Consider the following 21,058-nt stretch of genomic DNA (forward strand, 5'->3'; position numbering starts at 1 on the left):
CGTTTTGCACTGGAGGACTTCTATGGACAATTATTATATGCGTCAGGCACTTGGCATTGCGCAGTATGCAACAGGACGTACTAGCCCTAATCCGCTGGTGGGTGCCGTTATTGTAAAAGATGGACACATAGTAGGGCAAGGTTGGCATCGTCAGGCCGGTACGCCCCATGCGGAAATTCATGCTTTGGCCCAAGCTGGCGAGCTCGCTAAAGGAGCAACCATATATGTCACCCTTGAACCATGTTCTCATTATGGTCGAACCGGACCTTGTACGGATGCTCTGATTGAGGCAGGTATAAAAAAAGCAGTTGTAGCCATGACTGATCCCAATCCTGAGGTGTCTGGCAATGGCCTGACCCGACTCCGGTCAGCTGGTATTGAAGTAGTAGAGGGAATACTAGCAGCTGAAGCTGCCAAGCTCAATGAAGTATTTATAAAGTGGATCACTACTGGTACGCCATTTGGCGTTCTTAAAACAGCGATGTCGTTGGACGGCAAAATAGCCGCCTATACCGGCCATTCCCAATGGATAACAGGCTCTTCCGCCAGAGCGTATGTACATAAACTACGCGATATATATGATGGCATACTTGTAGGCAGTGGTACCGTACTTGCGGATGACCCCTTGTTAACCTCTCGTTTGCCGGAAGGTGGCCAAAATCCGGTCCGAATTATTGTAGACAGTATGGCCAGAACACCATTGACTGCTAACGTAATTACAGACAAACAGGCTCCAACCCTCATCGCGGTAAGCCAGGCGGCGCCACTGGAGAAAGTAGCTGCACTGCGCGGCCACGGTGTAGAGGTACTGGTGCTTGAGCAAACACCACAGGGCCTCAACCTTCGCCAACTATTTAAAATTTTAGGCGAACGCCATATTACCAGCATCTTTGTTGAAGGCGGAGCAACCATCAACGCATCACTCTTAGCTGCTAATCTAATTGATAAGGTATATTGTTTCATAGCACCCAAAATCATTGGTGGACAAACAGCGTTAAGCCCGGTTGGTGGTACAGGAGTAGAACGGGTAGATCAAGCCATACTGCTTGAAGATATTACCACACAAACCATCGGTACCGATATCTTAGTAAATGGTTACGTAACCGGACGGGAGGGGCGAGATGTTTACCGGACTTGTGGAAGAATTAGGTAAAGTCAAACAGATTGTACGCGGCACTAAATCTGTTCGGCTTTCGGTTTTTGGCAGTAAAATAGTAGATGGCGTTAAACTGGGGGACAGCATTGCCGTAAATGGTACCTGTCTAACAGTTGTTGATTTTAGCCGCGATTGGTTTACTGCTGATGTTATGCCAGAGACAGTTGACCGTACGGCGCTAGCTGCTCTCAAAGCAGGTGACACTGTTAATCTCGAACGTACTCTCCGAGTAGGAGATCGACTAGGTGGTCACATTGTCAGCGGTCATATTGATGGAATAGGAACAATTTTGACCAAAGAACAAAATGATAACGCGATAATTGTCCGGATTGGAGCTGGTCCAGAAGTTATGCGCTACATTATTACAAAAGGTTCAGTTGCTATTGATGGGACAAGTCTTACCATTATTGACTTTGGCGCCGACTGGTTTACCGTGTCGCTCATTCCCCATACAGCTGCTAGGACCACAGTAGGTCTGAAGATAGTAGGTGAGCCAGTTAATCTGGAAGCAGATATGATTGGCAAGTATGTGGAGAAGCTGCTAGGATTACAACAAACCACTAAACCAGTCGAAAAGATAACGATGGGGTTTCTTGAGCAGCATGGATTTACTTTATAAGTCTTTAACCATAGCGTGATTAGCATACGAAACGGAGGAGTTTACATGAAATTCAATACGATTGAAGAAGCTATTGAAGATGTGAAAAATGGTAAAATGGTTGTCGTAATTGATGATGAAGACAGGGAAAATGAAGGCGATCTACTAGTGGCGGCTGAAAAAGCAACACCTGAAGTCATCAATTTTATGGCAACACATGCACGCGGTCTTATTTGCATGCCAGTCATTGGCAGCAGACTAGATGAACTTGATATAGGTCAGATGGTGACAGTAAATACAGATAATCATTGCACGGCATTCACAGTATCTATTGATGCAAAAGACACAACTACAGGCATATCAGCTTACGAACGTTCAATGACAGTACAGGCCGTGTTAGACAAAAAAACAATTGCCAGTGATCTTAGACGACCTGGCCATATTTTTCCGCTCAGATACTGTGAAGGCGGTGTATTGCGGCGTACTGGACATACCGAAGCTGCCGTCGATTTAGCTAAGCTAGCCGATTTATATCCGGCAGGTGTAATTTGCGAAATCATGAATGAAAATGGCACTATGGCCCGGACACCAGAGTTAATGGAGTTTGTACAAAAACATAATTTAAAAATTATCACCATTGCCGACCTGATAAAATATCGCAAAAAGCACGAAAAATTTATCACCAGAGCGGCCGAAACGAAGCTGCCAACAAAATATGGTGAATTCAAATTGATTGCTTATGAAAGCCAGTTGGATAACCAATGCCATATTGCACTGATTAAAGGCGATATAACTAACAAACAGAATGTGTTGGTCAGGGTTCATTCAGAATGCCTGACAGGCGACGTTTTAGGCTCACTACGCTGCGATTGTGGTGATCAGTTGGCCCATGCCTTAAAGTGCATTGAAAAAGAAGGCTGTGGCGTATTGCTCTATATGCGTCAGGAAGGCAGGGGAATTGGACTCGCAAATAAAATCAGGGCTTATGCGCTCCAGGACAAAGGTAAAGACACTGTTGAAGCTAATGAATTATTAGGCTTTGCCCCAGATCTTAGAGATTATGGTATTGGTGCACAAATATTGGCAGACTTAGGTTTAACCAGTATTAGACTGCTAACGAATAATCCTCGTAAGCGGGTAGGTCTTGAGGGCTACGGCTTAACTATCAGCGAACGAGTGCCGCTTGAAATCCTTGCTAACAAATTTAATAATCGGTATTTGTCTGCAAAAAAATCCAAACTTGGTCATCTATTAAAACAGTACGAGGGGGCACAAAAATAATGGACACAATTAAAACCTATGAGGGAAACTTAGTTGCCGAGGGATTAAAATTTGGCATTGTTATTGCCAGATTTAATGAGTTTATTACCAGTAAATTGCTGGGTGGCACCTTAGATGCACTAAAACGTCATGGCGCTAGCACAGACAATGTGGAGATTGCCTGGGTACCAGGTGCTTTTGAAATTCCCCTTGCCGCCAAAAAAATGGCCTTAAGTAAAAAATATGATGCCGTTATTTGTTTAGGTACAGTTATTAGAGGCAGCACCAGTCATTATGACTATGTATGCGCTGAAGTTTCCAAAGGCGTAGCCCACGTCGGTTTAGAGAGTGGCGTTCCCACACTCTTTGGCGTACTTACCACCGATACCATTGAGCAAGCCATTGAACGCGCTGGTACCAAAGCAGGCAATAAAGGTTTTGACGCCGCTGTTTCAGCCATTGAAATGGCAAATCTGCTTAAAGGATTATAATTGGAGGGAAGGTAACTATGAAAATAGGCATAATCAGCGATACTCACGGTTGCCTGGAAACCTGGGAAAAAGTATTTGACGCATATTTTCAGGATGCCGACCTAATCATCCATGCCGGTGATGTCCTTTATCACGGTCCTCGTAATGCTATTCCTGCTGAATATAATCCAAAGCAGCTGGCTGAGGTTCTTAACAACTGCCCGGTTCCGATTGTAACAGCCTGTGGTAACTGTGATGCCGAAGTTGACAGTATGGTGCTTAAACTGCCTATTCAATCACCCTATTCTTATCTACTGCTAAATGGCTTACGAATTGTTGTCACTCATGGCCACAATCTTACTGATGAAGCTAAACGGGAATTGGCAAAGCGCCTGAAGGCCAATATCTTCATTACTGGTCATACCCATATTGCCACAATGGAAAAGCTTGATGGAATTATTTATTTGAATCCAGGCTCACCTGGCATGACCAAACGACCGGATGGTCGTGGTACTATTGCCTGGATAAATGACAGCAAGGTTGAAATACTAGAGATAGCAACAGGTCAACCTCTTATTTCCGAGGTTTTGGCCTAGTATTCGGAGGTTTAAAAAAACTATGCACGATCATCTTATCCGGGCGACAGCGCCCGGAATTCGTGCCTTTGCGGCTGTTACCACTAATCTAGTGGAAGAAGCGCGCGAGCGGCATAATTGCTTTCCGCTAGCTACAGCTGCGCTTGGGCGTACCATGACAGGGGCATTATTATTGGCTGCTAATTTAAAAACAGCCGAAAGTATAACTGTAAGAATATCTGGTGATGGGCCGCTGAAAGAGATCGTGGCTGATGCCTATCCTGATGGTTCAGTACGCGGTTATGTCAGAAATCCGTTTGTCGATTTACCACTTAAGAATGGTAAATGGGATGTCGGACAGGCAGTAGGGAAGGGGCATATATATGTCACTCGCTTTGTTGGTCTCAAACAACCCTTTACAGGCAGTTCAGAACTAGTCTCAGGCGAAATAGCGGAAGATATAACCCAGTATCTTGCCGTATCAGAACAGACGCCGTCAAGCGTTGCGTTAGGTGTTTTAATTGCACCTGATACAACAGTAGCTGCGGCAGGAGGATTCTTTGTTCAAGCATTACCAGGTGCACAGGAAGATGCACTCACTCAACTTGAAGACAATCTCCGGCAGTTGCCGCCAATTTCCCAAATGATTAGTAGTGGAAAAGATGCTAAAGGGATCTTAGAAATGCTATTTGCAGGACTACCAATCACCTTTTATGACTCCCTGGAACTTACGTTTAACTGTCAATGTTCCCGGGAAAGAGTAGAGAACATGCTCATTAGCCTTGGGGCGAATGAAATCAACGAAATGATTATTGAAGGCCAAGCTGAGGTATGCTGTCATTTTTGCAGTGAAAAGTATTTATTTTCCGCCCAGGAACTTGCTGATGTTTTGCAAGAAATTGAGTCAAATCACGAAAAATAAGCAAACGAAAACCAGCGGTGTAAATACCGCTGGTTTTTTGGCATAATAAAAAAGGACTTGGTTACTCAAGTCCTCTAGTATCATATAGAGATTATACTGCGCGTTGGATTTTGCCAGAACGCAGGCAACGAGTGCAGATATTAACCCGTTTAATTTCACCCTTAACTAATGCTTTAACTCTTTGAATATTAGGTTTCCAAGTGCGCTTGGTTTTAAGGTGAGAATGGCTGACATTGAAGCCGGAACGTTCACCCTTACCGCAAATTTCACATAAATTTGCCATCTATTTACACCTCCTGTAGGATCTATCCTCATGTACTCAACGTGACTATTTTAGCACAATTTACTTATACTATGCAAGGGTAAATAAAATTTTCATCCGATATTTTCATAAATATCTCGCATTTAGTGTGCATCAGCAGGAATTATGCGTATTATATTGAAATTAGAAATAAGTAAATGAAGGGGGGCTTACCTATGATTACCAAAAGCACTCCGATAATTGATGCATTACGCTCACATCCTCAGGCTCGCGAAATTTTCAGTAAACACGGTATGGGCTGCATCGGCTGTATGGGATCAATGACGGAAACCATCGAAAATGGTGCCAACATGCATGATATTGATATTGAAGCTCTACTTACAGAATTAAATAACCTGCTGGTGCAGAACCAATAAAATCGCAAGGTGATTCTTATTCAAAACTTTTTATCTACTAAAATCCAATTTTTAAAAGGTATAGGTCCAGCCAATGCGGCTAAATTCAGCAGGCTGGGGATTTATACCATTGGCCAACTTCTGCAACATTATCCACGCCGGTATGAAGACCGAAGTACACTTAAACTAATTGCCGAATTGACTGATGGATTGTATGAAAGCTTTCGGGCAGTAGTCATTAACGTTAGTGAACTTAAATCGTATCGTGGCCTTAAAATAATCAAAATTACTGTCCGGGATCGAACAGGTATAGCTCAGCTTACCTGGTTTAACCAGGCCTATATCAGAAATAAATACAAACCTGGTATGGAACTTATTATATCAGGTAAAATTCAGCGGCGCCTGACTATCATTGAGGTAAATAAACCGGATATTGAACTAGCCTCTGAATTTAATGCTAGCTCCGGGCATATTATTCCTGTCTATCCAACTACAGAAGATCTGCCTCAATGGCGCTTGCGCGCGCTTACACTTCAAACATTGGAACTTTTGAAAAATTCAGTTACTCCTATGGAGATTGAATCGCTACCTGAGAATATACTTGTTAAGCACAATCTTATGAATCGTCAACAGGCATTAGCTAGTATCCACTTTCCGTCGAATATGGAGATATTAGTTGAAGCACGGCGGCGCTTAGTATTTGAAGAATTATATTTATTACAATGTGGTTTGGCATATTTAAAACAAAAAAATAAATATAATTCGCAAGGTGTTAAGCACGCTTCTGACGGAGTGTTAGTGTCTAAAGTGGAAAAAAATCTACCATTTACCCTAACTACCGACCAATTAAAAACGTTACATGAAATTAAAGCTGATATGGAAGATATTACTCCCATGCAACGGTTAGTTCAAGGTGATGTAGGTTCAGGCAAAACAGTTATTGCTGCTATCGCCCTTACTAAAACAGTGGAAAGCGGCTATCAAGGCGCAATGATGGCGCCAACTGAGATATTAGCTGAACAGCATTATCATACACTTACTCAATTATTAGCTCCGCAAGGTATCAGATTGGCAGTACTAACAGGCAAATTGACTAGACGGGCTAGAGATGAAATTTTACGCCACTTCAAGGAAGGGGTAATTGATGTAGTTGTCGGTACTCACGCGCTTATTCAGGAGGATGTTGAATTTGCGCAGCTTGGCCTGGTAATCACTGATGAGCAGCATCGATTTGGTGTGTGTCAGCGTGCATGCCTGGAAGCTAAAGGCAATCAACCAGACGTGCTTATCATGACGGCAACGCCTATTCCCCGAACAATGGCGCTTACTGTCTATGGGGACCTTGATGTATCTGTTATTCGTGAACTTCCGCCCGGACGGCAGCCAATTGCTACGTATTCCCGCAGCAAAAGCCAGCGGAATAAAGTGTACCTGTTTGCTGTCGAACAAATCAAGGCTGGACGACAGGTATATATCGTATGCCCGCTAGTTGATGAATCAGATAAAGTGGAAGCCCAATCGGCTGTAAAAATACATGAAGAACTTTCAGCTACTTTTTTCAAAAACATTGCCTGCGCCCTCTTGCATGGTAAAATGAAACCACAGGAAAAGGATGCTGTGATGGCATCCTTTTCCTGTGGCGAGATTAAAGCATTAATTGCTACAACAGTGATTGAAGTAGGTGTTAATGTGCCTAATGCAACTGTCATGATTATCGAAGGCGCGGAACGTTTTGGTCTGGCACAACTGCACCAGTTGCGCGGTCGCGTTGGCCGGGGGCAGCATAAATCCTATTGTATTTTGTTATCTGACAGCACTAATGCAGAGACGGTGGAGCGAATCAAAATTATGACCCAGGTACATGATGGATTTGTGCTTGCTGAAAAAGATCTCTTGTTAAGAGGGCCTGGTCAGTTTTTTGGCACTAATCAACATGGCTTACCTGATTTAAAGATTGCTGATATCGTGAGAGATACCGCTATTTTACTGGAAGCCAGACGCGCTGCACAACAGACGGTTTGCTCATCTGAGTATTTAGAGAGTGTATGGAAAACATTACAAGAATGGTTCGGAGAAAAATTCGATATGATATTTTGCAGATAAGGAAATAAAGAAAACACGGCTTGCGCCAAGCCTTTGGTGAAAGCGGAAGCCGCTGTTGCCCTTATCCTGCTTTTTAGAAAGTTGTATACTTTCTGTTAGGACAAAAAAAGGGACGGCCCGAAGGCCGTCAATTATGGGAGAGGAGAAAATTTACATTCATAATATTGACATTTTAGGCAAGGTTTATACATATATAAATTAAATTTTTAAAAAATAATTTCTTATTTTTTTTACCACCTCGCACACACTACTATAAATGATAGTGAGGAGTGGTGACAAAATGGAAAAGTATACACAAAACCAGCTTAGCAGTATTGCCGAAGAATGTCAGGAGTTTGAACATATTATTAATGCTATGGGATATGGATATTCGCTTCTTAACGTCTCACCTGAAGATTATAACCGGCGCTGTACTGACTGCACCAATTGGCTAGACGGCTCTTGCGCGATCTTCCAGAAAGAAATCTCTCAGTGGAAATAGACCTTAAACAGCGCTGCATACAGCGCTGCATACAGCGCTGTTTTTAGAGAACAGGATGGTATTAATGAATAAACTATTGGGTTGGCTGGCTATTGCAGCAATGATTGGATTAACCTACATGTGGCAGCCAGAATTTTTTCACCATGCATATGGAATTATTGAGAAAGGTGACATTGCAGCTTTAGCCGAATATCTTCGCTCTTTTGGCGCTAGCTCTGTTCTTATCACAATTATTTTATTTGTAGTTATGACTTTTACTATTGTTTTTCCGTTTATGATTTTATCAGGAGCAGCCGGTATTGTCTTTGGCCTTTTCTGGGGCACAATCATTTCCTGGGCTGGTGAAGTCATCGGTGCGTTAGTTATGTTTGTATTTGCTCGGTATTTCTTTAGGCATACGGTTGAAGGTTGGATTACTAAAAGCCGCTATTTAAAACAGGTGGACGATTATAGTGCTGAAAATGGGTTTAAGGCCCTATTATTTGCCAGGCTATTACCACTGGCTCCCTCAGGGATTATTACTGCCATAGCGGCCATTAGCCGAATGTCGTTTAAAGATTTTTGGTGGGCGACTGTAATAGGAAAATTGCCGCCAGTTATTATTAAAGTTCTGCTTGGTCATGATATTGTTTTTGCAGGCGAAAACATGGGAAGGCTAATATTCATTATTGCCATTGTTGTTATTGTTTACGCCATCCTTTGGTGGCGGAAAAGAAGAAAATAACCATCTTCGGCCACCACGGCTGCGAGGAATAAACCGGCAGAGTTTTTCCCAGATTTCACCGGCCATATCCCGTCGCATCTTGGTATACTCGGCCAAAGCCAGACGCTCTGTTTCATCAGGCAGCCATTCATGAGGAATTTCTTCCACGATGCAGTCAATCTGTTCATTACTAATCTTTGTTACTAACTCAATGTAGGGAACAAAATCTTGTGGAGTAAGAAGGTCTTTAAGTAAATTTCGATAATGCTGATAATAATATGTCTTTATTTTTGTTCCCAACTTTTGAAAGGATTCAATAGTCCAGCGACTGGATCTAAACAAATGTGAATTATCTATCGCATAGATTCTATATTGCTCATTTTCAAGTCTAAGTAACAAGTTTTTTTGATTTTTAGCGCGATCTGCATTATGAAACATATGGTCAAATAATATAACTCCAGCCATTTCTGATACATTAATTGCTTTACATAATCGATTTTTCCCAACATATTCCGCGTGAGTAAGATAGAGAGAGGCGAAATCCCGTCCTGGTTCTAAGCCGATATCAAGCAAAGCAGGATTTTCCTGTAATAGCTGTTCACTAATTTCAATAATATCGCTGGGCGGAAAGCACAAACCCATGAGTGCACCAATCTTAGCTGCCAATAATTCGCTTACTAATACCCGGGAGCCAAGCCGGTTATTTTGGAATTTTACTACATAGATATTTCCATCATGAGCGCGAAAAAACTGAGGCAAAGTGACCCCAACGCCTACTTTGCCCAAATACTCTATCGCCACGAGCATACTGCTCAGCCTCCCACAATATAGTTATAAGAAAGAAGGACCCGGTAAAAATTTCACCGAGTCTTTTACCCTAATAGCAGCATTAAATTTGCCAAGCTTTACATCATACCGATGTTGCAGAAGTTAACAGCATTCCGCTGAGCGGGATACTGATGTTATCGCTTCAAGATTAATTACGGCTGTACTTACCACATCGTCAGAGATTCCTGATGAGGTTGCCGGACCAAATATCTCATCAACCGATATAAATGCCAGTTCATCATCGACATTACCCAGTGTTCCTTGAAATACGAAACCACCAAGGGTTGTAATTACTACAAGATCACCGATCATGCGCCTTAGAAGGCAGATCAATTCGCGGCTCTCTTGACGCTCACTGGCTTCGGTTCTTTGTTTTTCTTCAGCCGAGTCGCCCAGTCCAGGGCCATTGTCAAATGGACTTGTTTTTACTCCCGTAGCTTTGGCAACGATTTGCCATAGATCAAGATTAAGGAATCTTACATCCACAACCTCGCCGCCAGGAGAAAGAATCTCTACGTTCGAATCCGCTTCAATGGCTGGCGATAAAAAGGCTACACGGCAGTCATCAATTTTTTGCAGATTGCCAAAATAAACTATACCGTCAAAACCAAACAATAATACGTCAGTGTTTAACTCATGTTCGAGTTCCTTAATTAAGCACTCGTTGCGGAGCTCTCTAAATATGCTCATAAGTAGACCCCCTTCAATATCTAATAAACAGGTATGTTACTATACTGTATGAGCAGTAGCAGCAAAGTGTTACTCGCGAATGGTTTTATGTCAGGCTAGTGAATAAAAAGTTTACTATTGCAGGGATTTTTACTTTCAATAAAGAAAATACTATTTGTTAAGTAAATCATCATGAGGAGGTTAATTATATGCCAATCGTACAAATCGATTTGATTGAAGGCCGTTCCTTAGAACAAAAGCGGGAGATGGTTAAGAAAGTAACTGAAGCCATTGTTGATACCGCCAAATGTCCACCGGAAGCTGTAACTATTGTGCTTCGCGAAGCTCCTGCCCAACATATTGGTAAAGCAGGTGTATTAGCATCTGACAGATAAGAGAGTAAGCCATTTCGTAAATCAATTGGCTTACTCTCTAAAAAAGGTGGTGTCCCAGTATGTTGCCGATACATTTTGCGATTGAACTTGAAACAGCGATAAGCAGTCAGTTAATAAAGCCCGCTGCTCCAGCTGATATTGTACCGCTAATCACGCTTATCCATAACTGCCAAATGAATTTTTTGGAGCTGTTATCAGCAGCCAACACAGTAAATATCGACATCGCTTCGTATCCGCTGGTGACAGAGGACCAATTACTTGGTCCAGATACCTCCTGGCAGCAACTTACTTTACATACTGATGCCACTAACGCCAGTTTGCAGGTATTTACAACCCTGTGGCCTATCTACATGGCAACCGATAAGACAGTCCAATTTTACCAACAGGCAGCTGCGAACAGCGCCCAACCGCAGACTCGACTGTTCTTTAGTTCCCTTAGCCATGTAAAGAAGATTTTGTGCAGAAGACTGGATGGTATTATCCAGATATACTATAACCACTATTGGGGTGAGATCGGGTTTGCACCGTTTGTACTGGGAAAGAATTAACCTTCCCAGTAAGCCACCCCCATGCCTCCTGGCGGATAATCAAACAGAATGTTGTCAAACCGGCAAATTAGCCGGCAGGCACCGCATTCAACGCATTGCTTATAATGTACTAGTATGGGACTGCCTGATTGGCAGTCCCATTTAAATACGCCGGTAGGACAGATGGTTAGGCATTGCTTCTCTTCACAGGTACTGCAGTGTTCCTGATTTTGTACAGCAACATGCTGAATGCTGTTATCTGGATTAAAATGTATGAGCATAATTTTATCCTGTAGTTGCATTAACGAATCACCTTCCACGTTTTCCAAATATCGGACAATATCTTCAAGACTGGCTGCATGCTTGTTATTTTTTTGTACACCATAAGCCGCTTGGCCCGTTTGGGCATTGTATATACCCGCGAAACCTGATAAGCCGCTTCATTTGCCATGTGGGAATAAAGATCAAACGCATAAGGGATATTGCGCATTAGCGCGGCAGCACCGGCGTTAGCTTGTAAATCTTGTATAATGAAGCTTTCTTGTAAGAGCTTTGTATATAAAGACAGCTTACCGACCGAATAATCCCGGCTAATCTTTGCCGCATAGACGGCTTTGGCCGCATAAAAACCAGACCACATCGCAAGGTTTATGCCATGCGTACCATTGACCAACGAACCAGCGTCACCAATAATCACCAGGCCGGGATGTACCAATGGAGGAATAGCGTTATAACCCCCCTCGGGAATTAATGAGCCGCCATATTCAATAGTCTGGCCCCCAGCAATCAATCGTTTGATGTGGGGGTGTTTTTTTACTCGTTCTAAGAGGTCATTGGGGTAGAAGCCTGCTTGGGCAAAACTGGCTACCGCCATACCTACACTGATATTTATACTGTCTCTAAAGGTATGTATGGAACCAGTGCCGTTAAATCCAGCAGTAGGATAACCAAGCAACCCGATTATTGTACCTTGACCTGGCAGCAAATTAAATCTTTCTTCAATCAGACTTGCAGGCAGGGCAATAGTCTCTTTTACATATAGAGACATGTTTTCCGGTGTTACCCGGGGCGCCAGTCCTGAACGTTCAGCCAATAGAGAATTAGCGCCATCTGCCAGAATAATGATATCGGCCAAAAACTTACCATCATTTTGCGTTAGTACACCTGCAGCCAGACCATCCTCGTTAAATATGACTTGCTTTACCGTATGGTTGAAGAGTACTTGCGCGCCAGCTTCCGTTGCTTTGTCGGCCAGCCACTTATAGAGATTAACACGCTTAACAGAAAATCTGTTGTAAGGTGCGGCGGCAAGTCGGTCGCTCTGAAACCTTGAAGAAAGAACAGAATCCTCAGTCATCAACCAATAGGATTGATCAGTGATAATTCGTTCGCAATGACACTCTTCCCAAAAGTTAGGGAAAAGTTTATGGGTATGCTCAGCCATAATACTGGCGCCGCCGCAGGTTTTGGCCCCGGCATAAGGGCCGCGTTCTAGGACAAGCACGTTAAGGCTGTCGCGAGCCAGAAAATAGGCCGCTGTTAATCCGGCTGGACCGGCTCCGGCTACAATAACATCATATTTTTTTTCAGCGATGGTACTATCCTGATTTTCTGCTTTTAAACTACTGATTTTATCTGGTATTTTGTGCGATCTTTTAGCCTCATACCAATGTTTTAACATATACTCACCCAGTTTTAGTTTACGCGTAATCATAAATTTATATTTAGGGGCACGCATACCAAAGCATTATAGAGAGAATAGCTGTTAATAATCAATATTCTCAGATAATTTATCGAAACAAGAATTGCATCATTCCAAACTATCCTGTATCATAACAGCATGCCGAATTTCCTAATGAAAAAGGAAAATGGGGGAACCATTTTTGGGGTGAATCCGCGATTGCGGTAGGGATTTCCCTTTGTCCCGAACCCGTCAGCTAACCTCGTAGGCATTTAGAAAGGGGTGTTTTATATGAAAAACATCAAAAAAATCGTTACAAGTACCATTGCGATGGCAGTTTTAGCAGCTGCCATCTGGACACCGATGGCTTTTGCTGCGCTTGGCGACCAGACACTTAGCATAGGTATGACAGGCCAAGATGTAATTGAACTGCAAACTAAGCTTAGTGATTGGGGTGATAGCAATCTTACGGTTGACGGTGTTTTTGGTGAAACGACCGAACAGGCGGTAATTAACTTTCAACAGGCAAAAAATCTTACCGCCGATGGTGTTGTCGGTCAAGAAACCTTACAAAGCCTATACGGTGGTCGTATGCCGGAAGCATCGCGCGGCACTGCACCAGGACGTTATAAGACCGTCCTGGACATAAAAGCTACCGCCTACGCTGCCGGTCCGCACGATAATGCCCAATGGGGCAGTTTAACCTATATGGGAACCCAGGTACGACCAGGTGTAATTGCCGTTGATCCCCGTGTTATTCCGCTTGGTTCAAGGGTATATATTGAGTTTGCTGATGGCAATAGCATGTATGCGGTTGCCGAAGATACAGGTGGCGCAATTAAAGGAAATCGCATCGATATTGCTATGCATTCTGTCGACAAAGCGTATGACTTTGGTGTTCAAAATGTAAAATTATATGTCCTCAACTAGTAACAATGCCTGGCATTTTCGTCAGGCATTGTATTATTTTTTTTATAATTACATATAAAGTGGTAGATTTGGCAAGTTTATTTATGTTATTATATTGAGAAATACCTATTTATGATCATGTTGTACGAAAGGAGTTCTGTTAATGTTTGACAACAAATTTGGCCCAGAAGGCTTAACTTTTGACGATGTATTACTTGTACCTGCCAAATCAGACGTTTTGCCCAGAGAAGTTGAAGTATCTACCTATTTAACAAAAAACATTAAGCTTAACATTCCTATCATTAGCTCCGGTATGGACACGGTTACCGAGGCTCGAATGGCAATCGCCATGGCGCGTGAGGGAGGGGTAGGAGTAATCCATAAAAACATGCCGATTGCTGCCCAGGCTAACGAGATTGATAAAGTCAAGCGTTCGGAACATGGTATCATTGTGGATCCCATATTTTTATCGCCTACCAACTTACTTCAAGATGCCCATGATCTTATGGAGAAATACCATATATCAGGTGTACCGGTAACAGATAATGGTAAATTAGTAGGTATCTTAACTAATCGTGACCTCCGTTTTGAAACTGATTTGAGTCGCAGAATAGTTGACTGTATGACGAGAGAGCACCTTATTACTGCACCTGTTGGCACATCACTAACAGAAGCTAAGGAAATTTTGCGTGAACACAGAATTGAGAAATTGCCATTACTTGATAATGATGGTAACTTAAAAGGGCTTATTACCATTAAAGATATCGAAAAAGCACAGAAATATCCCAACTCTGCCAAAGATGCGAAGGGACGTTTGTTGGTAGCTGCCGCTATTGGTGTAGGCGCAGATATGATGGAGCGTGTTGAGGCCGTTGTTGGCGCGAAGGTTGACGTTATTGTCGTTGATACTGCGCATGGTCATTCAACAGGTGTGCTTGATTCTGTACGGAAAATTAAAAATGCTTTTCCGCATGTGGAGCTTATTGCTGGTAATGTTGCCACAGCCGAGGCTACTCGTGCTTTAATCGAATCAGGTGCAGATGCTGTTAAAGTTGGCATTGGACCAGGTTCGATTTGTACAACCAGGGTAATTGCCGGTATTGGTGTACCTCAGATTACGGCAATCTATAATTGCGCTAAAGCCGCACGCGAGTACAATGTGCCGATTATTGCCGATGGTGGGATAAAATACTCAGGTGATGTAGCTAAGGCCATTGCCGCTGGTGCTCAGATTGTAATGGTTGGCAACCTACTTGCCGGCACAGAAGAAAGTCCAGGAGAAACCATTATTTATCAAGGACGTAGCTATAAAGTATACCGGGGTATGGGCTCGCTGGGAGCTATGGCCGAAGGTAGTAAGGATCGTTACTTCCAGGAAAACATGGACAAGCTGGTACCCGAAGGAATTGAAGGAAGAGTTCCATATAAGGGTTCAGTAGCCGATACAGTATTCCAGCTAATTGGCGGTCTTCGCGCCGGTATGGGGTATTGTGGCGTACGTAACATCCAAGAACTTATCAGCAAAACGCAATTTATTCGGATTACCGGTGCTGGTTTGCGCGAAAGCCATCCGCATGATATCAGCATAACCAAAGAAGCACCAAACTATAGTGGCTGATAAAAAAAGTAAATAAAAAATGCTTTGGACATTTTGTCCAAAGCATTTTTATTTACCCCAACAGAAAGTAAAACTTTCTTAAGAACAGGATAAGGGCAACAGCGGCTTACACTTTCGCCTAAGGCTCGGCGTAAGCCGTGTTTTCTTTACCAAGGTGACGGTGTTTCGAAATTAACAACTCTAAATTCAAATTGGCGGTCTTTATAAAATTTAATAATAGCTGGCAGGGCTTTTACTGTTTCGGCATGGCCCCGGCCATCATGCATAAGCAAAGTGGCATGGCTCCATAAATTCTTGTTGTCCATTTGTGCAGCTATATTATCTACTAGTTGGCCGGCCTTTGCGCTGGAGGCATCGCCAGAACTTATATTCCAACCAACCTCCGTGTAGCCCAGCTTTTTTAAGTTATCCCAGTATTCTTTAGTAAAGCTACCAGCTGAACCACCAGGTGCACGGGATATGCGCGGTCGTACTCCAAGTATATTTTTAATAATTTCATCAGTACGACGAAGTTGGGAAAAGTAAGTGTTAGGTGATTGATACAGCTCACGGTAAACATGGTTATAAGAATGATTGCCAATAGCATGACCTTCCTGATAAATCTGGCGTAAAATATCAGGATGCTTTTCAATCTGATTACCTACTACAAAAAAGGTTGCCTTTATGCCATGACTTTTTAAAATAGCAAGGACAGCCGGCGTATTTTCTGGTTCAGGACCATCATCGAAAGTAAGATAAACTACTTTTTCTCCATAATACGGCTTGGTTTTAGGAACTTCCAACACCAATCCCTGTGACTGGCGTTCTCCCACGGTAAACACATCATAAACCGGTTTTGCCGGGAGTGGGGGATTATCTGGATTTTCATTCATATAATAGGCATCTAGCGCATTGCTGGGTATGGTATACTTACTTTCAGGTAATGGCTCTTCCTGATATATTGGTGAATCAGCTGCTGGCACAGATACAGATGAGGTAGAATCAGAAAAAGCAAGCAAAACTAATGGTGATGATACTAATATTGTAAGACATACGATACTCAAAGCGCACACTGTTTGAAAGAATCTCGATGTAGGCTTCATTTGGCACTCCTGATTAAATAGTTTAATAACAATATCTAACTTTGTTTATTCTCTATTAGACAAACTATTCCTGCATGTAAAGTAAGGAAGCTTGGAGATACTATTGCTAAGAGGAGTGTATACCTATGAAAAAAAACAGCATTAGAGTTACCGTTTTGACTCTCTTATTTGCAATGTCAGTTAATACATGTTTTGCTTTTTTAGGATTGCCGGGAACTGATAGTTTGAATGACTTAAATCTAGTATCTGCCACTCAGGTATTTGATATCAATGGTCAGCTAATTTCTAAATTATTTGAGGAAAACCGAATAGTAGTAAATATTAATAGCATGTCACCTTATGTTCAGCAAGCCATTATAGCCAATGAAGACACTCGCTTCTACAATCATTTCGGTATAGATCCTATTGGGATTATTCGTGCTATCGTGGTCAATATCCGCCAGGGCGGTTTGGTGGAGGGTGGTAGTACTATAACTCAGCAATTAGCAAAAAACATGTTTCTTACACAAGAACGAACATTTATGCGGAAAGTGAAAGAAGCGGTACTGGCTTTGATTCTTGATTATAAGTTTTCTAAGCAAGAGATTTTGCAGGCATACTTAAATCAGGTATATTTTGGCGAAGGCACTTATGGTGTAGAGGCTGCTGCTCAAATGTATTTTGGCAAACATGCTAACGAGTTGACTTTAGCCGAAAGTGCTATACTAGCAGGACTACCGCGCGGGCCAAATATCTATTCGCCCTATAATGATATGAAGGCTGCTATAGAACGTCGGGCAGTAGTACTGGGTAGTATGGCTAAAGAAGGTTATATTACGAAACAAGAAGCCGAGCGCGCCAAAGTTGAGCCTATTAAGCTTGCCGGTAAAAAAAAGCGGGTAGTACAAGCATCTTACTTTCTTGACTACGTAGCTAAGGAATTAGGTGACCGCTATGGTGAAAACCGGGTATATAAAGGTGGACTCAAAGTTTATACAACGCTCGACATTATGCAGCAACAAGCAGCTGAAGCTGTATTAGGACAAAGGCAGGGAGCTGTACTGGCGCTTGACCCCAAAACAGGCTATGTTAAAGCTATGGTCGGCGGGCGCAACTATGAAGAAAGTCAGATTAATCGGGTATTTGCTGAAGTTCGGCAGCCGGGCTCGGCTTTTAAACCATTTTTATATGCAGCTGCGCTTAATCAAGGACTTACTGCCAACGCTATTATCATCGATCAACCTATTAATATAAACGGCTATTCGCCGCTTAACTATGATAAAAAAAATCGCGGGCCGATAACTATGAAAAAAGCACTGCGCTGGTCAGTCAATATAGCTGCCGTTAAGCTTGGGCAGCAGGTCGGCATGGATCAGGTGCTAAACCTTGCGAAAACTATGGGCATTACCACCTTGACACCTGAAGATAATAATCTGGCCGCAGCGTTAGGCGGTTTAACCCAAGGAACTAATTTATGGGAATTAACAACCGCATATACTGCCTTTGCCAATAGCGGTGTATTATCTAAACCTCTAGCAATAGTAAAGGTACTTGATGAAAATAATCAGGTTCTTGAGGAAAACAGAATCGAGCAGCAGTCAGTACTTAAGCCAGAAACAGCCTACATTTTAACAGATATGCTCAGCGGCGTACTGCAAGATGGTACTGCCACTCCGGCTAATCTTGGCCGTCCGGCTGCCGGCAAAACAGGCACTACAGATAATTATGAGACTGCCTGGTTTATCGGCTATACTCCAGACATTGTAGTTGGCATTTATGTTGGGAATGACAACCGCAAACCTGTTGGAATTTCTGGTACTGAAGTGTCAGCATTATGGGGGGGAATGCTTTCTAAAATAGTAGCCAATACACCGCCTACTGATTTTACCATTCCTCCCAATGTAGTTGTTGGTATCCCTATTTGTACAAGCACAGGCAAGCTAGCCGATAGTGGTTGTAAAGAGACGGAGTATAGTGCCTTTATCCAAGGTACCCAGCCGATAGCTCCGCGTGTAAACAACCGTATTAATGAAATTCAGCCGCAGTCGCCTGAACACCAGGAACAAAAAAAACAGCCTTTCTGGAAATGGCCTTGGTCGAGATTGCCGTCATTTTAAACTTGTGGTACAATGTGCTAAGGTAGTAAAACAAACTGTAAGGAGAAAATATTTTTCAGTGGGTATAAAAGTAACCGTTTTAGACGTTTTGATTGATGCCATAACCATGGCGGAAGCAACCGCCCAGCTTGAGCAGTTTATTTCAGAAAAAACGCCACATTTAGTGGCCACTGCCAATGCCGAAATGGTTATGCTGGCACAAGAAGACAACGAATTGGCCGCTATCCTTGCTAAGTCTCACTTGGTAGTACCAGATGGCGCTGGTGTAGTATGGGCGGCCAGACATCAAGGATATACTAAGGTAGAGCGGGTAGCTGGCTATGATTTGGCGCAAAACCTGTTATTAGAAGCTTCAAAAAAAGGGTATCGTGTATTTATGTTCGGCAGCCAACCGGATATTGTTGCTAAAGCCAAAACTGTAGCGTTGGCGCGTTATCCCGGATTATGTATAGTCGGGACAAGACATGGATTTTTTACTACACAGGATGAACCTGCTATTATTCAAGCCATTACGGCTACAAAACCTGACATTTTATTGGCAGCTTTAGGGGTTCCCAGACAGGAAAAGTGGCTGGCTAGGAATTTGACAAAACTCAACGTCCCAGTGAGTATGGGGGTAGGCGGCACCTTTGATGTGATGGCCGGTGCTGTTAAGCGTGCACCGCTATGGATGCAGCGTACTAGCTTGGAGTGGCTGTTCCGTTTGCTATGTCAGCCTAAACGCGCCATCAGGATGCTGGCTTTACCAAGGTTTGCTCTTAAAGTCATGTTAGGGAAAAAAGATTAGACAAAGTAAACTAAGTATATTATACTGATATACTGAACTTGCTTTTTAGTTTGGATACTACGAGGAGGTTTTTTGCAGGGAGGTGGATCAATGGTAAGAACTCCTATAGTTAAAGAAGGCTATATATATATCATTATACTTGGACTGATTACAATTATTGCTGCTACAAACCTAGGTATCCCTTGGGCTATTATTCCTGGAGTAATGACAGCTTTTGTTACCTTCTTTTTTCGTAATCCTACACGTAATGTGCCTGATAATGATAATTTGATATTATCACCTGCAGACGGTAAAGTCATGGGCATTACAGAAGTATATGATGACCAGTTTTTAAACGATAAAGGTATAAAGGTTACTATTTTTTTGTCAGTATTTGACGTTCATGTTAATCGTAGTCCTGTCCGAGGTGAAATTAAATTTCAACAATATACTTGCGGTAGATTTAAGCCTGCCTATAAAGAATCAGCATCTTGTGAAAATGAACGTCATGCTATCGGATTAGAAAATGATAAAATGCGTGTATTAGTTACACAAATTGCCGGAATTTTAGCTCGGCGCATAGTATCTTGGGTCACGTTAGGAACTGTCCTGAAACAGGGCGAACGCTACGGACTTATCAAATTTGGCTCTTGTACTGAAATTATTGTACCACCAACTGTAGAAATTTTAGTAAAAAAGGGGGATCGAGTAAAAGGAGGAAAAACAGTTATAGGGAGGGTAATGGAAGAGTGAAAAATGCTATTCCTAATATAGTAACGGCAGTTAATTTGGTTTTGGGTATGTTTGCTATTGTATTTACACTTCAAGGCGAATTTACTTATGCAGCGTTGTTTGTTGTGTCTGCTATGGTGGCAGATGGTCTGGACGGGCGGGTAGCCCGATATTTTGGTGTAAGCAGTGATTTCGGCAAAGAACTTGATTCTTTATGTGACTTAGTATCTTTTGGAGTAGCTCCAGCCGTTATGGCATATGCTTATATGCTCAAAGATTTTTCTGGCGGCGCATTCATAGCTGCTGCATTTGCGACCTGTGGTGCTTTACGATTAGCAAGATTTAATGTTAATGCCAGTACCGTTAAGGGCTACTTTATGGGCCTGCCAATACCGGCCGCTGGGTGTGTTATAGCGACCTTTGTCATGCTTGATGTAAAACCATCGGGATGGATTTTCCCGTTAATGGTAGCTATATTTGCCTACTTAATGGTCAGTACCATTCGGTATCCTGATTTTAAAGGTAAAGATGGCGAACCGATTCGCACGATTCCAGCAATTATTACTGTCGCTATAGGTGCATATATATTGTTTTTGACATTCAAGTCTATTTTATTTGTTCCGTTTTTTGTTTATGCGCTGTTTGGTATCTTAAATACAACTTTTGGCTTATTTGACCATCGTTAGGTCATGTAAGACGAGTTTGTCAGCGTTACCATCAGCAAAAATAAATCATTTACCTCAAAAAAAAGCATATGATTTATTATTAAAAGTTTTAGGAAAACCGTTTATAAATCCTGTTTACCAGGGTATTCATTAACACAGGATTTT

General features: G+C 42.4%; 24 protein-coding genes and 1 riboswitch. Of the genes, 18 read left to right on the plus strand and 6 right to left on the minus strand.

All coding sequences use genetic code 11. The features are described 5' to 3' along the window. The first annotated feature begins 22 nt into the window (after positions 1-22). From ribD to hslO, 6 genes are read left to right on the plus strand one after another with little or no spacing between them, the layout of a single operon-like run. Positions 23-1,153, plus strand: coding sequence for a bifunctional diaminohydroxyphosphoribosylaminopyrimidine deaminase/5-amino-6-(5-phosphoribosylamino)uracil reductase RibD (gene ribD / locus ACZ449_RS09370; protein ID WP_464260760.1), 1,131 nt, complete (start codon positions 23-25; stop codon positions 1,151-1,153). Next, the gene (gene ribE / locus ACZ449_RS09375; protein ID WP_464260761.1) at positions 1,122-1,775 is read left to right on the plus strand and encodes a riboflavin synthase; all 654 of its coding nucleotides are present in this window, start codon (positions 1,122-1,124) and stop codon (positions 1,773-1,775) included. Before ribD ends, ribE begins: the two co-directional genes overlap by 32 nt. Positions 1,776-1,820: 45 nt before the next feature. Beyond that, a complete protein-coding gene (locus ACZ449_RS09380; protein WP_464260762.1) occupies positions 1,821-3,035 on the plus strand; it encodes a bifunctional 3,4-dihydroxy-2-butanone-4-phosphate synthase/GTP cyclohydrolase II in 1,215 nt (404 codons plus the stop codon). Beyond that, on the plus strand, positions 3,035-3,505 hold the full coding sequence (ribH, locus tag ACZ449_RS09385) for a 6,7-dimethyl-8-ribityllumazine synthase (protein ID WP_464260763.1): 471 nt from the start codon (positions 3,035-3,037) through the stop codon (positions 3,503-3,505). The genes ACZ449_RS09380 and ribH overlap by 1 nt, the downstream gene beginning before the upstream one ends. A gap of 17 nt (positions 3,506-3,522) precedes the next feature. Further along, positions 3,523-4,080, plus strand: a complete 558-nt coding sequence (gene yfcE / locus ACZ449_RS09390; protein ID WP_464260764.1) for a phosphodiesterase — start codon at positions 3,523-3,525, stop codon at positions 4,078-4,080. Between the two features lie 22 nt (positions 4,081-4,102). Beyond that, positions 4,103-4,981, plus strand: a complete 879-nt coding sequence (gene hslO, locus ACZ449_RS09395) for an Hsp33 family molecular chaperone HslO (protein ID WP_464260765.1) — start codon at positions 4,103-4,105, stop codon at positions 4,979-4,981. 91 nt (positions 4,982-5,072) lie between these two features. Here the strand turns inward: hslO and rpmB are convergent, their stop codons facing one another. Further along, entirely contained in the window at positions 5,073-5,264 is a 192-nt protein-coding gene (gene rpmB, locus ACZ449_RS09400) for a 50S ribosomal protein L28 (protein WP_464260766.1), read from the minus strand. A 194-nt stretch (positions 5,265-5,458) separates the two neighbouring features. Here rpmB and ACZ449_RS09405 point away from each other — a divergent pair, with 194 nt between their 5' ends. The 4 genes from ACZ449_RS09405 (at position 5,459) to ACZ449_RS09420 (ending at position 8,946) form a co-directional block, all read left to right on the plus strand. Continuing rightward, positions 5,459-5,659, plus strand: a complete 201-nt coding sequence (locus tag ACZ449_RS09405) for a DUF1858 domain-containing protein (RefSeq protein ID WP_464260767.1) — start codon at positions 5,459-5,461, stop codon at positions 5,657-5,659. 18 nt (positions 5,660-5,677) lie between these two features. Next, positions 5,678-7,741, plus strand: a complete 2,064-nt coding sequence (gene recG, locus ACZ449_RS09410; RefSeq protein WP_464261848.1) for an ATP-dependent DNA helicase RecG — start codon at positions 5,678-5,680, stop codon at positions 7,739-7,741. A gap of 280 nt (positions 7,742-8,021) precedes the next feature. Next, positions 8,022-8,222 carry a hypothetical protein gene (locus ACZ449_RS09415; protein ID WP_464260768.1) on the plus strand — a complete coding sequence of 67 codons (201 nt, stop codon included), beginning with the start codon at positions 8,022-8,024 and terminating at the stop codon, positions 8,220-8,222. Positions 8,223-8,286: 64 nt separating this feature from the next. Continuing rightward, positions 8,287-8,946 carry a TVP38/TMEM64 family protein gene (locus tag ACZ449_RS09420; protein WP_464260769.1) on the plus strand — a complete coding sequence of 220 codons (660 nt, stop codon included), beginning with the start codon at positions 8,287-8,289 and terminating at the stop codon, positions 8,944-8,946. Here the strand turns inward: ACZ449_RS09420 and ACZ449_RS09425 are convergent. Together ACZ449_RS09425 and ACZ449_RS09430 are read right to left on the minus strand one after the other, a co-directional pair. Further along, positions 8,878-9,732, minus strand: a complete 855-nt coding sequence (locus tag ACZ449_RS09425) for a HipA family kinase (RefSeq protein ID WP_464260770.1) — start codon at positions 9,730-9,732, stop codon at positions 8,878-8,880. The two genes, ACZ449_RS09420 and ACZ449_RS09425, sit on opposite strands and share 69 nt — an antisense overlap. Before the next feature lie 123 nt (positions 9,733-9,855). After that, positions 9,856-10,443 carry a hypothetical protein gene (locus ACZ449_RS09430; protein WP_464260771.1) on the minus strand — a complete coding sequence of 196 codons (588 nt, stop codon included), beginning with the start codon at positions 10,441-10,443 and terminating at the stop codon, positions 9,856-9,858. A 188-nt stretch (positions 10,444-10,631) separates the two neighbouring features. On the opposite strand from ACZ449_RS09430, the gene ACZ449_RS09435 reads away from it, so the two are divergent. Both ACZ449_RS09435 and ACZ449_RS09440 read left to right on the plus strand, forming a co-directional pair. Continuing rightward, on the plus strand, positions 10,632-10,817 hold the full coding sequence (locus ACZ449_RS09435; RefSeq protein ID WP_464260772.1) for a 2-hydroxymuconate tautomerase: 186 nt from the start codon (positions 10,632-10,634) through the stop codon (positions 10,815-10,817). A 59-nt stretch (positions 10,818-10,876) separates the two neighbouring features. Continuing rightward, the gene (locus ACZ449_RS09440; protein ID WP_464260773.1) at positions 10,877-11,365 is read left to right on the plus strand and encodes a hypothetical protein; all 489 of its coding nucleotides are present in this window, start codon (positions 10,877-10,879) and stop codon (positions 11,363-11,365) included. Here the strand turns inward: ACZ449_RS09440 and ACZ449_RS09445 are convergent. Next, complete coding sequence (locus ACZ449_RS09445) at positions 11,362-11,646, minus strand: ferredoxin family protein (protein ID WP_464260774.1); 285 nt, start codon at positions 11,644-11,646, stop codon at positions 11,362-11,364. The genes ACZ449_RS09440 and ACZ449_RS09445 overlap by 4 nt on opposite strands. Beyond that, the gene (locus tag ACZ449_RS09450) at positions 11,646-13,025 is read right to left on the minus strand and encodes an FAD-dependent oxidoreductase (RefSeq protein ID WP_464260775.1); all 1,380 of its coding nucleotides are present in this window, start codon (positions 13,023-13,025) and stop codon (positions 11,646-11,648) included. Before ACZ449_RS09450 ends, ACZ449_RS09445 begins: the two co-directional genes overlap by 1 nt. A 150-nt stretch (positions 13,026-13,175) precedes the next feature. Further along, positions 13,176-13,312: riboswitch (cyclic di-AMP (ydaO/yuaA leader) on the plus strand. A 4-nt stretch (positions 13,313-13,316) separates the two neighbouring features. On the opposite strand from ACZ449_RS09450, the gene ACZ449_RS09455 reads away from it, so the two are divergent. Together ACZ449_RS09455 and guaB are read left to right on the plus strand one after the other, a co-directional pair. Next, complete coding sequence (locus tag ACZ449_RS09455; RefSeq protein ID WP_464260776.1) at positions 13,317-13,955, plus strand: 3D domain-containing protein; 639 nt, start codon at positions 13,317-13,319, stop codon at positions 13,953-13,955. Between the two features lie 142 nt (positions 13,956-14,097). Then, positions 14,098-15,552, plus strand: coding sequence for an IMP dehydrogenase (guaB, locus tag ACZ449_RS09460; RefSeq protein WP_464260777.1), 1,455 nt, complete (start codon positions 14,098-14,100; stop codon positions 15,550-15,552). Between the two features lie 146 nt (positions 15,553-15,698). Here guaB and ACZ449_RS09465 read toward each other — a convergent pair whose 3' ends face one another. Continuing rightward, positions 15,699-16,634, minus strand: a complete 936-nt coding sequence (locus ACZ449_RS09465) for a polysaccharide deacetylase family protein (RefSeq protein WP_464260778.1) — start codon at positions 16,632-16,634, stop codon at positions 15,699-15,701. Positions 16,635-16,759: 125 nt separating this feature from the next. Here ACZ449_RS09465 and ACZ449_RS09470 point away from each other — a divergent pair, with 125 nt between their 5' ends. The 4 genes from ACZ449_RS09470 (at position 16,760) to pssA (ending at position 20,914) form a co-directional block, all read left to right on the plus strand. After that, positions 16,760-18,730 carry a transglycosylase domain-containing protein gene (locus tag ACZ449_RS09470; RefSeq protein ID WP_464260779.1) on the plus strand — a complete coding sequence of 657 codons (1,971 nt, stop codon included), beginning with the start codon at positions 16,760-16,762 and terminating at the stop codon, positions 18,728-18,730. Positions 18,731-18,836: 106 nt separating this feature from the next. Continuing rightward, positions 18,837-19,517, plus strand: coding sequence for a WecB/TagA/CpsF family glycosyltransferase (locus ACZ449_RS09475; RefSeq protein ID WP_464261849.1), 681 nt, complete (start codon positions 18,837-18,839; stop codon positions 19,515-19,517). Positions 19,518-19,607: 90 nt separating this feature from the next. After that, positions 19,608-20,249 (plus strand): phosphatidylserine decarboxylase family protein, encoded by a 642-nt coding sequence (locus ACZ449_RS09480; RefSeq protein ID WP_464260780.1) that lies wholly within the window; start codon positions 19,608-19,610, stop codon positions 20,247-20,249. Continuing rightward, positions 20,246-20,914, plus strand: coding sequence for a CDP-diacylglycerol--serine O-phosphatidyltransferase (pssA, locus tag ACZ449_RS09485; RefSeq protein WP_464260781.1), 669 nt, complete (start codon positions 20,246-20,248; stop codon positions 20,912-20,914). Before ACZ449_RS09480 ends, pssA begins: the two co-directional genes overlap by 4 nt. Positions 20,915-21,058: the final 144 nt, after the last annotated feature.

The sequence above is a fragment of the Desulfosporomusa polytropa genome (assembly GCF_055380075.1).